12 protein-coding genes are annotated in these 11959 nt (G+C 33.7%); 7 read left to right on the top strand and 5 right to left on the bottom strand.

The window, feature by feature from the left end:
- Window positions 1–162: 162 nt before the first annotated feature.
- On the top strand, window positions 163–1293 hold the full coding sequence (locus tag VUJ46_RS07700; protein ID WP_326984408.1) for an alpha/beta hydrolase-fold protein: 1131 nt from the start codon (window positions 163–165) through the stop codon (window positions 1291–1293).
- A gap of 101 nt (window positions 1294–1394) precedes the next feature.
- On the opposite strand, the gene VUJ46_RS07695 is transcribed toward VUJ46_RS07700, so the two are convergent.
- Together VUJ46_RS07695 and VUJ46_RS07690 are read right to left on the bottom strand one after the other, a co-directional pair.
- Window positions 1395–2450 (bottom strand): serine hydrolase domain-containing protein, encoded by a 1056-nt coding sequence (locus tag VUJ46_RS07695; RefSeq protein WP_326984407.1) that lies wholly within the window; start codon window positions 2448–2450, stop codon window positions 1395–1397.
- Between the two features lie 113 nt (window positions 2451–2563).
- Window positions 2564–3667 carry an acyltransferase family protein gene (locus VUJ46_RS07690; RefSeq protein WP_326984406.1) on the bottom strand — a complete coding sequence of 368 codons (1104 nt, stop codon included), beginning with the start codon at window positions 3665–3667 and terminating at the stop codon, window positions 2564–2566.
- Between the two features lie 185 nt (window positions 3668–3852).
- Between VUJ46_RS07690 and VUJ46_RS07685 the strand changes: the two genes are divergently transcribed.
- Both VUJ46_RS07685 and VUJ46_RS07680 read left to right on the top strand, forming a co-directional pair.
- Window positions 3853–4911, top strand: a complete 1059-nt coding sequence (locus VUJ46_RS07685) for a sensor histidine kinase (protein ID WP_326984405.1) — start codon at window positions 3853–3855, stop codon at window positions 4909–4911.
- Window positions 4901–5602, top strand: a complete 702-nt coding sequence (locus VUJ46_RS07680) for a LytR/AlgR family response regulator transcription factor (RefSeq protein WP_326984404.1) — start codon at window positions 4901–4903, stop codon at window positions 5600–5602. The genes VUJ46_RS07685 and VUJ46_RS07680 overlap by 11 nt, the downstream gene beginning before the upstream one ends.
- 3 nt (window positions 5603–5605) lie before the next feature.
- Here the strand turns inward: VUJ46_RS07680 and VUJ46_RS07675 are convergent, their stop codons facing one another.
- Both VUJ46_RS07675 and VUJ46_RS07670 read right to left on the bottom strand, forming a co-directional pair.
- Window positions 5606–6286 carry a response regulator transcription factor gene (locus VUJ46_RS07675; RefSeq protein WP_326984403.1) on the bottom strand — a complete coding sequence of 227 codons (681 nt, stop codon included), beginning with the start codon at window positions 6284–6286 and terminating at the stop codon, window positions 5606–5608.
- 17 nt (window positions 6287–6303) lie between these two features.
- Window positions 6304–7548, bottom strand: coding sequence for a sensor histidine kinase (locus tag VUJ46_RS07670; protein ID WP_326984402.1), 1245 nt, complete (start codon window positions 7546–7548; stop codon window positions 6304–6306).
- A 157-nt stretch (window positions 7549–7705) separates the two neighbouring features.
- On the opposite strand from VUJ46_RS07670, the gene VUJ46_RS07665 reads away from it, so the two are divergent.
- Entirely contained in the window at window positions 7706–8110 is a 405-nt protein-coding gene (locus VUJ46_RS07665) for a DUF1573 domain-containing protein (protein WP_326984401.1), read from the top strand.
- A gap of 322 nt (window positions 8111–8432) precedes the next feature.
- Here VUJ46_RS07665 and VUJ46_RS07660 read toward each other — a convergent pair whose 3' ends face one another.
- Window positions 8433–8813 (bottom strand): Fur family transcriptional regulator, encoded by a 381-nt coding sequence (locus VUJ46_RS07660; RefSeq protein ID WP_326984400.1) that lies wholly within the window; start codon window positions 8811–8813, stop codon window positions 8433–8435.
- An 87-nt stretch (window positions 8814–8900) separates the two neighbouring features.
- Here VUJ46_RS07660 and VUJ46_RS07655 point away from each other — a divergent pair, with 87 nt between their 5' ends.
- From VUJ46_RS07655 to VUJ46_RS07645, 3 genes are all read left to right on the top strand, one after another.
- A complete protein-coding gene (locus tag VUJ46_RS07655) occupies window positions 8901–9239 on the top strand; it encodes a MerC domain-containing protein (RefSeq protein ID WP_326984399.1) in 339 nt (112 codons plus the stop codon).
- A gap of 9 nt (window positions 9240–9248) precedes the next feature.
- Entirely contained in the window at window positions 9249–10454 is a 1206-nt protein-coding gene (locus tag VUJ46_RS07650) for a GTP-binding protein (protein WP_326984398.1), read from the top strand.
- A gap of 81 nt (window positions 10455–10535) precedes the next feature.
- Window positions 10536–11933, top strand: coding sequence for an alkaline phosphatase (locus tag VUJ46_RS07645; RefSeq protein ID WP_326984397.1), 1398 nt, complete (start codon window positions 10536–10538; stop codon window positions 11931–11933).
- Window positions 11934–11959 lie beyond the last annotated feature (26 nt).

Raw genomic sequence — 11959 nt, 5'->3', positions numbered from 1 at the left:
CAAATTATTTCTTCGATAAATAGATAAGGCCTAAATGATAAAGTATATGATCTTATTAAAATAGAATGTCTAAAAAATATTTTATACCTTCGAATTAGGAATTATTTACATTCAATATTTCAAGATGAATGAATAATTTTCTACGATGCTAAATTCAGATTCATGCGAAATTTTAAAATACTGACTTCCATTCTTTGCTTGTACTCAGCGACATTATTTTCTCAACATTATAAAACTTCAACAACCGTTTTGCAGGGAAAAGATTTTCCTAAAGTTGACGAAAAGGGAAATGCGAAGCTAAAGGTTTATTTTCCTGAAGCAAAATCTGTTGTTTTGGAAGGCGGAGACGGAATGAAAAATGTACAATCTTCCATTACAAAAGATAAAGACGGATTTTGGAATATTTCCACTTCACCTATTGATGTCGGTTTTCATTATTATTGGTTTAATGTAGATGGAAAACGCACGAATGATCCCAACACAGAACTTTATTTTGGATACGGGCAGCCGACAAGCGGAATTGAAATTCCGTCGGGAGAAAATTTCTTCTTTAAAAAGAAAGTGAAGCATGGAAAGATTGTTGATGATCATTTAGATTCAAAGATCACGTTAGGAAAAAGAAATTTTAAAGTTTATCTTCCACCCAATTACGGAAAGAAGAAAATGCCTGTTTTATACCTGTATCATGGGACCGGAGAAGATATTACGGGTTGGGAAAAGCAAGGCTATATTATGAATATTCTCGACCATCTTTTTGATGAAAATAAGGCTAAAGAAATGATCGTCGTCATGGATTACGGCGTAGCATTGAATCCTGAAGAAGAAAAATTACCGGATAATTCTGAAAGAACTGTGCTTTCCGCTAAAAATCTGGAGAAAATCGTAATGCAGGAACTGATTCCTTATATCGAAAGTAAATATTCTACCAATAATAAAAAAGCGATTGCCGGACTGTCCCGTGGAAGTTATCAGGCGATGCTGATCGGTTTAAATCATCCTGAAATATTCTCCGCGATTGGTTCGTTCAGTCCTGTGATTTATGGAGGCGACAATAATGAACCTTTTAAAGAACTTTCTATTAATAATTTACTAAAATCAAAACAAAAACCTCTGTTTTTTCTGGGAATCGGTGAAAAAGAAGATCCAAGGTTTTTAGATTTTAATAAAACAATTACCGATTATCTTGATCAGAATAAATATCCATACACTCAGTATCATTCGCCACAAACCTATCATGAATGGCTGACTTGGAGGAGATGTCTTTATCAGTTTGCACAGCTTATTTTTAAATAAATTCGAAGATAAAATAAAAATAATCCGTTCCAATTTTGAAACGGATTATTTTGTAATTCTTTAGTTAAAATAAAATGAAAAAGTTTCTCTGAAAATCAGAATTATTTAATTTCAGGAAGTGTAAAGGGTTTGTCATATAATAAGTTAACAATATTTTTAATAAAATCTTCTTTCTTTATTCTTTCGCCGTTTGTGGTATAAGCAATTGAAATATCTGCCTCTTTGTTGTAAATAAGAAGGGCATGGGAGCCCAACGTATCGCCTCCGTGTCCGTAATAGATGATGCCGTCAAAATCCCAAACGGCAATACCTCTTCCCCAACTTTCTTTTCCTGAAATAGGGATCATCTGCTCTAATGATGATTTTTTTAGAATCTTGTTATGAAATAAGTTGGTCATAAAAATGTTAAGATCATAAGGCGTCGAAGCGATGTCTCCCACACCAATTACATTAAAGAAATTAATATCTTTTTTTAGAAGATTCCATGAATTATTTTCATAAATATAAGGCAGGAATATATTTTTAGGATGCAATTGTACTGAAGCTAAATTTTTTAATCCGAGTGGCGCAGATATTTCAGTTTCTATAAGTGTATGAAAGGGTTTTTGACGTTTCTTTTCTAAAATTTTTGTCAATAAATAATACGCTGTATTAGAATAAGCCACTTGTTCACCCGGTTCAAAACGGCTTCCCTGCTGGATAATTAAATCCATAATTTCCTTGTCGCTTACTTTTTCTGTAACCCAAACTTCTCCTTCTTTTACCACGTAGCTACCCAATCCGCTGGTATGCTCCAACATATTTTTGATGGTTATTTTGTCGGAATTGGGAATTTTAGGATAAAATTCTGAAAGTTTGTCTTCTAAGCGTAACTTTTTTTCTTCGATAAGCTTAAAGATCAAGGTTGCAGTAATCATTTTGGTGACAGAACCTATCTGATATTTCGTATTGCTGTTAAAGTATAATCCGGGGATATTTTTTTGTCCAAAATTCTTTGTGTATACTTCTTGACCATTTTTGAAGATGGATAAACTTCCGATTCCCAGATTTTTAGCTTCAATAGAGGTAAAATAATTATTTAATTTTTCAGCATCAATCTTTTGGGAAAAGAAAAAGCTGGAAATAAATATACACAGCAAAGTAATTTTAGTTGTCATGATCTAGTTTTTTGTTTAAATGATGTTTATATAACAATCGAATCATCGCATTTGTTACCTCATTTTATAGGTTTTGAAATTAGTATATTTTTTTTGTAAAATATTGAATTTCATTAATTTTTATCAATTAGTATGTTTTTAATTCTTGCCGAAGGTTTCTCAATCACAAATCGGTAGAAAATACTCACAATGATGCATAAACAAAAGCAAATCGTGACTGTTAAAGTAGTGGAAGAGTTAATATTGTTTTTCTCTAAAAATAATTGAATAAGATGAATTATTCCTTTATGAGAAAGGTAAATTGAATAGGAAAGGATGGCGAGTTGTGAGGTGAAATAATTTCTTTTTCTACCTAAAAAAGAGGATGTTGAAATGGCTCCCAATAATAAAATTCCATAACTGATGGCAACAAAAGTAAATCCCAAAACAGATGCTTTTTCTGAATATTGATCTCTGCAAAACCACAGTGAAAAAGTAATTAATAATATTCCTAAGGCTAAAAAGTAATTTCCGTTTTTATTGATAATTGCTTTAAATTTTAAATTAAACTGATAAAAATAACCAATAAGCACTCCAATGGCTAAACCATCAAATCGGGTATAGGTTGGATAATAAATTTTCATATACCATTCTTTCCAGAAATCAGAGGTTTCGAGATTGGGAACTATATATTCGTTCCATGAAAAATACCGTAATGAAATTGAAATTCCAATCAAAAGCAAAGTTCCGAAAGGCAGATAATAAATCCGTTTTATTTTAATGAAAATCAAAAGTAAAACAGGAAGCAGAAGATAAAACTGTTCTTCAATACAAAGCGACCATGCATGTGAAAAAGTTCCTTTTTCAATCACGTTCAATCCGTAATTTTGAGTAAAAGAAATAAATTTCCAAACCGAAGGCAGCGCTTCTCTTTCTCTGAAAATGGGAAAGCAAAAATAGAGCATCAACGTAAAGAAATAGGGCGGAATAATTCTGAAAAACCGCTTGATGAAAAATGTTTTTAAATCTATATTTTGATGTTCTTTTATTTCTCTGAATAATTGATTTGAAATCAAAAAACCACTCAAAACAAAAAATAAATCCACACCCGTCCAGCCGATCCAGCCTATTGTATCGATCCATTCAGGATGCTTGAACATTCTGTAATGATATAAAAGTATCAGGATAATTGCCAACGCGCGTAAATGATCGAGTCCGTAGAATTTGTCTTTTTCCATTCTTTTTTACACGAAATTCCTGTTATTTCAAATTGAAAGAGATAGAATGATGTGGAAAGTCCTATTTTGAGTGTAGAGAGCAATTATTTTCATATACATTCCAAAAACGGTTATTAATATTCAGTTTTATGTATTTTAGATACATTTTACCATCATAAAGTTTTTAATTTCTATTTTTGAATATCGTGGATTATACATCAAAGAGGAATATCAAAAAAGAAATTGGTTATCAGGCAGTATTTTGGATATCATTGCTGATTTTTGGACTTGCCCGAAATTATGGTGAACATGAGCAGCCCAATTTTAAAGAAATCTTTTATTACGACCTTTGTCACTGGATTTTTCAGATTATTAGCGCAAATTTTATCTACTTTGTATTGATCCGAAAATATTTTGATCACAGAAAATACCTACATTTTTCATTCTTCTTTCTGATAAGTAATTATTTTTTAGGGATTTTCAACAGAATTTTCATTGTTTATCTGGCGGAACCTTTGTTTGTAAATTATCCACAAGACAACTTTATTTCAATTTTTATAGACGTGAAATATCTTTTGTTTCATTATATTTTTCCTATTCTTTCGGGTTCGTTTATTTTTATTTCGATCATGTATGTTTTTCGGTATCAGAATGAAAAGCAAACTGCAATTCAGCTTCAAAAAGAAAAAACGGAGTTGGAATTGAAGGCATTAAAGTCTCAGCTACACCCACATTTCCTATTCAATACGCTGAATAATATTTACTCACTATCGATCATTGATCCTTCAAAAACCTCACAATCTATCGAGCGACTTTCAGATATTTTAGATTATACGCTGTATAAAGGGCAGAAAAGGCTGGTTGCCATTACCGAAGAGATGAAAATGATCCACGATTATATTGAGCTTGAGAAATTACGTTATGATAATCGTTTAAAAATAAATGTCTTGGAAAATTTGAGTTTTCCGGCATATATTCCGCCTTTATTGTATCTTTCTTTAGTTGAAAATGCTTTTAAACACGGAGCCCAAAAGACAAGTGGAGAGATTGAGATTAATATTTCGATAGACACGAAAACGGATGTTGTTATTTTTAAAGTTGAAAACTCAAAATTTACTAAACAAGATCATGAAAAATCCAGAATTGGATTAGAAAATGTGAAAAAACAACTCGAATTATATTATAAAAATAACTATTCTTTAGCCATCAACGAAAAAGAAGATAAGTTTAGCATTGAAATTATAACTCCACGAAATGAAGATTAAATGTATTATTATAGATGATGAACCGCTGGCCGTAAAATTGCTTGAAAATCACATTTCTAAGATCAGCGAATTGCAACTTGTGGCTACCGGAACCAATGCTATGGAGGCTTATAAAATTCTGCAAACTCAGCAGGTAGATTTGTTGTTTTTAGATATTCAGATGCCAAATTTAAATGGAATAGATTTTTTGAAATCATTGAAGAGTAAGCCTCAGACCATATTTACCACCGCATTTCGGGATTATGCTTTGGAAGGTTTTGAATTGGAAGCTGTTGATTATTTGCTAAAACCGATCACTTTTCAGCGATTTTTCCAATCGGTTGATCGGGTTCTCAGAAACAAGGCAAAAGATCATGAAGAAGATTTTGTTATTGTTAAAGTGAATGGTTTTAACCGAAAAATAAAACTTGACGAAATTATTTATTTTGAAAGTCAGGGTAATGATATTAGAATTATTTTGGGTGATGAAAATTTTCTGGCTTCAAAAATATCCATTGCGGAGTTGGCTGATCGTTTACAAAATAAAGGTTTTGTGAGAATTCATCGTTCATTTATCATCAATTCAAAATGGGTAAGCGCGATCAATAATAACGAAATTTTATTAGAACAATTTACAATTCCCGTAGGAAGAAGTTATAAAAATGAGTTTGATCGTTTTGTGAAAATTTTTCTTGAAAAAAGGTTGTTTTAAAATTTAAACCTCAGAAAAACGAAAACCTATCCCATGTAGATTTTCAATCAACACATTGTCTTCATTCGCAAATACCTTGCGTAATCTAGAAATAAAAACATCCAGACTTCTTCCCATAAAATAATCATCATCACCCCAAATTGCTTTCAAAATATCCTGTCTTTTCAAGACGGTATTTTTATGTTTGATGAAATATAGAAGAAGGTCAGATTCTCTTTGGGTAAGCGTTATGGTATTTTGATGATCTTTTAAGGTGTAATTTTTTGGATCAAAATCATATTTTGAAACCTTATAAGTGGAAGGAAAAGATTCCGTTTTTTTAGATCTTTTTAGAAAAACTTCAATTTTTAAAACCAGTTCTTCAATGCTGAATGGTTTTACAATATAATCATCAGCTCCAATTTTCAGTCCTTTTATCCGGTCTTCCTTCAATGTTTTTGCTGAAATAAAAATAATAGGAACTTCAGAATTTTTGCTGCGGATTTGTTTGGCGACTTCAAAACCGTTGATTTCTGGCATCATAATATCCAGCAGACAAATATCAAAACTTTGTCTGCCAAATGCTTCCAGGGCAGATCTTCCATCCGAATAATGATTGATTTGATAGTAGTTTTCCAGGCTGTCCTGAATAAGAAAAGCAATCGTTTGATCATCTTCGGCGTATAAAATTTTAGATTTTTCCATGGGTTTTGCATTAAAAATTAAGACGGAAAAAATAGAGTAGTGTTGATTCCCTGATCGCTGTTATTTTCAACAGAAATTTTCCATTGATGTTGCTGAACAATCTTTTTTACATAAAATAATCCCAGCCCGAAACCATTTACCTCATCACTTTTTGCCGTTTTCACGCGGTAAAATTTATCAAAAATATAAGGGATATTCTTAGCAGGAATCCCCATTCCGTTGTCTTTAAACTTTAAATATAAGCCTTTTGAATCTTTTAATAAAGAAATAATGATTTCCGGACTGGTTTCGCAATATTTAATTGAATTTTCCAGAATATTACAAATGATATTGTTAAAGTGAAATTCATCCGCCTGAATCGAAATATTTTCTGGAATTTCGAGGATAATTTTAGTCTTTTCATTTTTTTGCTGAATATTTTCGGCAATGTTTTGAATGAAAGGAAATAATACGATTTTTTGAGGTTTTAAAGATAATCCCGAAGCATCATTTTTGGCGATATTCAATATTTTTTCGATGTGGTCATTCAGCTTAAAACTTTGGTTGATAATGATGGAAGTATAGGTTTGCAACTTCGGATTTTCCTTCACCGATTCCTGTTTATTCAATGCTTCTGAAGCCAAAAGAATGGACGATAAAGGCGTTTTAAATTCATGGGTCATATTATTGATAAAATCCCTTTGCAGCTCTGAAAATTTCTTTTGCTGAATGATAGTGTAAATAGAATACACATACACTGCCAGAATAATGATCAGGGCAAAGGTCAGCAAATACCAGAAGCGTAATGAACTGATTAAATAGCTCGTTTTATCCGGAAAACTGATGGAAAAATAATAGACGAGATTTTTATGCTTAGGAAATTTGATCTCTTTATTTTTTGGATTTTTCTGATTAGGAGAAACGTATTTTCCGTAGATCATCCGGTCACTTCTGCAATTATACAAAGCATATACATAATTGGTATTGATCTGAACACGATTAAATTCTGTTTTAAGGTAATATTCCAAAACCGTGGGATGAATTTCATTGTTTACATTCACCAGATAATAATCATTGGCAATATTCTGTACCGGATTTTCGGTGAATGTGGCCTCGCCGGAAAGCTTTTCAACAACTTCCATCAACGCGATGTTTACCTTTTGGTTAAACTTCTGATTTTCGATGTTATAGGCCTGCTTCGTCCATAAAAGCTGCGCAATCAGAATCCCAACAATCGCCAGAAGTCCGAGAGTAATGATGATATTAAGCCTTTTTATTTTCATTCGTGAGGCAATATTATTTAAAAAAATCTATTAATCATATGCGTTAACAACTTATTAACAAATGTTTGAAAGCGCTTAACAACTCGTATCACGCAACAGCTTTACATTTGTTACATCAACAATAAACAATCGGTTTCAATAATTAAAATGTACAATTATGAAAAATTTAAAAATTACGGCACTTTTGGCTGTTTTGGCGTTTTCTCCATTTTATGCCAACGTTATTTCTGAGGCTCCATCTTTTGCAAAAGTGGTTGCAGATGCGATTAAATGGAATAAAGAATCTATCGATGTTGGAAATATCCCTCAGGGAAAACCAAAATTGATTCGTTTTGAATTTACCAATACCACTTCAAAACCTATTATCATTCAGAATGTGGCTCCATCTTGCGGATGCACAACAGCGGATTACACGAAAACTCCGATTCAACCCGGTAAAAAAGGATTTGTAGAAGCGAGCTATAATGCAGCAGCTGCGGGAGCATTTATGAAGACGGTAAACGTTACAACCAGCGAAAGCAAAAGCCCAAAAACACTTTCTTTCAAAGGAGTGGTGATCTAAGATCTTATTTAAATTTTTACTATTTACAGTTACAAAGTAGGGCTATCTCATGGAGGTAGCTTTTTTTGTTTGAAAAACTGATCGGAGGTTTTGCAGATTGTCTATTGTTAAAACTTAATTACAGATCTTGAACACGAAAAACTCAAAGTCCTTTTACAGCTAATCGTTTGAAGGTTCACCAAGCCATTTGACTCCGTCGAAATATCATTCATCGACTGAAAGGAGATAATCTTCGATTTCACTTATAAGAGATTAAAACGATTAAGCAATAAAAAATATCAACAGGAACATTTGTGTATTCGTGGCAATCACTAACCCATTTTCACTGACATTTCGGACAAATCCCGCTTACAATAAAATTATAATCTTCAACAATAAATTCTTTCGGAATATCAATCTTCGGAACTACATTTTCAATACACGTCACCGAATTGCACTTTTTACAATTAAAATGCAGGTGATTATGATTGTGATGATCTTTTTCGCAATCGTGACATTTAGCATAATTTACAACGCCGTCTATATTTACAATTTTATGAATTTTTCCTTCCTCTTCAAGGCGATCCAAAACACGGTAAATCGTAACTCTATTGCATAAATTCGATAATTTCTCCTGAATATTATGATGAGATAAAGCCGTCTCAGAGTCATTAATTAAGTTTAATATCTCGGTTTTAGCCTGGGTATTTCTGGTTTGTTTCATTATTTTAATGCAACAATGTTGCGTTATTTGGATTTTCTGTTTACTTTTGCAACAAAGTTACAATAAGAAAATTAAATCATCTATTTTATGAAGTCAAAAATTTTGGATGCAGTAGGTGTGTCAGCAGCGGTTTTATGTTTGATTCATTGTGTTGTTTTTCCTCTGTTAATGGTTATTCCATTCGGATTGTCACATAATCCTTATATCGATCTCGCTTTCCTTTTCATCGGAGCAATCGTTGTTTGGCGAATCACGCGACAGGTAAGATCAAAACGTTTAAAAGGTTTATTCTGGTTCTCAATTATCTTAATTTCCATTTCGGTTTTTGCCGATTTGATCTTTGAAGTTCACCTTCCTTTAATCTACATCGGAGCTGCCGGATTGATTTCGGCACATATCATCAACTTTAGAAATCACAAACATTAATTTAGAAAAATGATAATAAATAAACTACCGGTTACCGTGCTGAGCGGGTTTTTAGGAGCCGGAAAAACAACTTTACTAAACCATATTTTGCACAACAAAGAAGGGCTGAAAGTAGCTGTGATCGTGAATGATATGAGCGAGATAAATATCGATGCCAGATTGGTTGAAAGCCAGAATACATTGTCCCGAACCGAAGAAAAATTGGTGGAAATGAGCAATGGCTGCATTTGCTGTACTTTAAGGGAAGACCTTATGGTTGAAGTAGAAAGGCTGGCTAAGGAAAAACGGTTTGACTATCTTTTAATAGAAAGTACAGGCATCAGTGAACCAATTCCCGTAGCACAGACTTTTTCTTTTATTGATGAAGAAAATGGGATCGATCTTTCGAAGTTCAGCTATGTGGATACCATGGTGACTGTAGTTGACTGTTTTAATTTCGAAAAAGATTTCGGAACCTGTGAGCTTTTAAAAGACCGCCATCTTAGCGATATTGAAGGCGATAACCGAACGATCGTTAATCTCCTGACCGATCAGATTGAATTTGCGAATGTTATTATTCTCAATAAAACCGATCTTGTAGATGCCGATACTTTAGGATTTTTGAAAGCAGCCATTCAGAAATTAAATCCTGATGCTAAAATCATCCATTCAGAATTCAGTCAAGTAGACCCTAAAGAACTTCTCAATACCGGTCTTTTTGATTTCGATAAAGCGCAGGCTTCCGCAGGCTGGCAAAAAGAACTTGAATCTGAGCATCATACCCCGGAAACAGAAGAATATGGAATCGGCTCGTTTGTTTTCAGAAATAGCCGACCTTTTCATCCGCTCAGACTTTGGGACTACCTCAGCAAAAATTATCCTCAGGGTGCGTTAAGAGCGAAAGGACTGTTCTGGCTGGCTTCAAGACCTCATGACGCATTGAATTTTTCTCAGGCGGGAGGATCTTTCCGTTTGGAAAAAGCCGGAGTCTGGTGGTGCAGCATGCCGATGAACCAAAGGGTTCAGTATGGATCTTTCATTGAAAATCAATCGTATATAGAAGAAAGGTGGGATAAAAATTGGGGTGACCGGATTAATGAATTGGTTTTTATTGGTCAGGATTTAGATAAAGAACAAATGTTACATGATTTAAAAACTTGCCTTATTTCTGAATTAGAAGCCAAAATGATGAAAGAAGGAAGAAATTTTGAAGATCCTTTTCCTCAAAATATTTAGAATAAATTTCACAATTAATTAATGCAACTTAGTCTCATTAGTTATTGTCTTTGCATTAACTTTGAACATTAGATTTTTATTATGGACAGACGCAAATTTTTAAAAGGATCGGCAATGTTATCCGGTTTATTGACTATAAATCCGCTTGATTTATTTGCCGGAAATACCAAAGCTATTCCTTCAGACTCAAAAAAAGCTAAGAATATTATCTTCATGGTAAGCGACGGGATGAGTTTGGGAACTTTGAGCATGGCAGATCTTTATTCCAGAAATATCTTGGGGAAACCCAGTCATTGGATGAACCTGTACCATACCGGAAAAGTAAGCCGAGCTTTGATGGATACGGCATCTGCGAGTTCTATTGTGACCGATTCGGCGGCGGCAAGTTCAGCTTTTGGCGGTGGCGTAAGGGTGAAAAACGGGGTTCTGAATGTGGGTGCAAATGGAGAACGATATACTCCGATCTGGCAAAAATTTAAAAAAGCGGGTAAAAAAGCGGGTTGTGTGACAACGGTTACGATCACGCATGCAACGCCTGCTGGTTTTTGCATTAATTCCGACAGCAGAAATGCAGAACCCGAAATCGCTGAAATGTATCTTGAACAGGGACTCGATGTAATGATGGGCGGTGGTGATGAATTCTTTAATCCTGAAAAAAGAACCGATCGTAAAGATGTTTATAATTCATACAAACAAAAAGGATATCAGGTTTTAAAAACCAAAGCTGATCTTGCGAATTCTAAAAAAAGCGGAAAGGTTTTAGGTGTTTTCAGCTCGGGTGCGTTGCCTTATACGGTTGATCGAAATAATTTGTCGGATCTTCAGGGAAGTCCAACTTTGGCAGAAATGGCGGGCGCGGCCATTGAGCAGATGAAAGATCATTCGGAAGGTTTCGTTCTTCAGGTGGAAGGCGGAAAGGTAGACTGGGCAGCTCATGCGAATGATATTTCAGCATTAATTCATGATCAGTTGGCTTTTGATGAAGCGGTAAAAACAGTTTTAGACTTTGCTGAAAAAGATGGTGAAACGCTTGTCATCATTACGACAGATCACGGAAATGCCAATCCGGGAACAATCTATGGTGCTGATGCAACTTCGAAATTCAACAGTATTTCAAATTATAAATACTCCAATGAATATGTGTTGAATTCTATTAAATCAGATTTTAACCTTCAACAAATTAAGGACTGGATCTATGAAACCAACAAAATACGATTGAGTGATGAAGAAGGAAAGCATTTGCTTGATTTTTATTTAGGTCTTGAAAAGCATGAATCGGGATTGTATAATTACAAAAAACTACCTTACAAAGCTTTCTCGGATATGCAGCAAAAGCATAATAATGTTGGCTGGATCAGTATGGATCATTCCGGAGATTATGTAGAAGTGGCGGCTTTTGGTCCGGGTAAAGAATTGTTGCCTTCTTTCGTGAAAAATACAGATTTGCATCAATTGTTGCTGAAAGCTTCAAAAATTTAAGGAAAATCGAATACGAAATATGTAAT

This window comes from Chryseobacterium sp. MYb264 (genome assembly GCF_035974275.1).
Taxonomy (GTDB): Bacteria; Bacteroidota; Bacteroidia; order Flavobacteriales; family Weeksellaceae; genus Chryseobacterium.
This window is presented reverse-complemented; position numbering and strand designations above follow the sequence as displayed.

What these genes read in the sequence shown, in the direction of transcription:
- VUJ46_RS07700 (WP_326984408.1), top strand. Translation starts at nt 163, where the DNA reads ATGCGAAATTTTAAAATACTGACTTCCATTCTTTGCTTGTACTCAGCG.
- VUJ46_RS07695 (WP_326984407.1), bottom strand. Translation starts at nt 2,450, where the DNA reads ATGACAACTAAAATTACTTTGCTGTGTATATTTATTTCCAGCTTTTTC.
- VUJ46_RS07690 (WP_326984406.1), bottom strand. Translation starts at nt 3,667, where the DNA reads ATGGAAAAAGACAAATTCTACGGACTCGATCATTTACGCGCGTTGGCA.
- VUJ46_RS07680 (WP_326984404.1), top strand. Translation starts at nt 4,901, where the DNA reads ATGAAGATTAAATGTATTATTATAGATGATGAACCGCTGGCCGTAAAA.
- VUJ46_RS07675 (WP_326984403.1), bottom strand. Translation starts at nt 6,286, where the DNA reads ATGGAAAAATCTAAAATTTTATACGCCGAAGATGATCAAACGATTGCT.
- VUJ46_RS07670 (WP_326984402.1), bottom strand. Translation starts at nt 7,548, where the DNA reads ATGAAAATAAAAAGGCTTAATATCATCATTACTCTCGGACTTCTGGCG.
- VUJ46_RS07665 (WP_326984401.1), top strand. Translation starts at nt 7,706, where the DNA reads ATGAAAAATTTAAAAATTACGGCACTTTTGGCTGTTTTGGCGTTTTCT.
- VUJ46_RS07660 (WP_326984400.1), bottom strand. Translation starts at nt 8,813, where the DNA reads ATGAAACAAACCAGAAATACCCAGGCTAAAACCGAGATATTAAACTTA.
- VUJ46_RS07655 (WP_326984399.1), top strand. Translation starts at nt 8,901, where the DNA reads ATGAAGTCAAAAATTTTGGATGCAGTAGGTGTGTCAGCAGCGGTTTTA.
- VUJ46_RS07650 (WP_326984398.1), top strand. Translation starts at nt 9,249, where the DNA reads ATGATAATAAATAAACTACCGGTTACCGTGCTGAGCGGGTTTTTAGGA.
- VUJ46_RS07645 (WP_326984397.1), top strand. Translation starts at nt 10,536, where the DNA reads ATGGACAGACGCAAATTTTTAAAAGGATCGGCAATGTTATCCGGTTTA.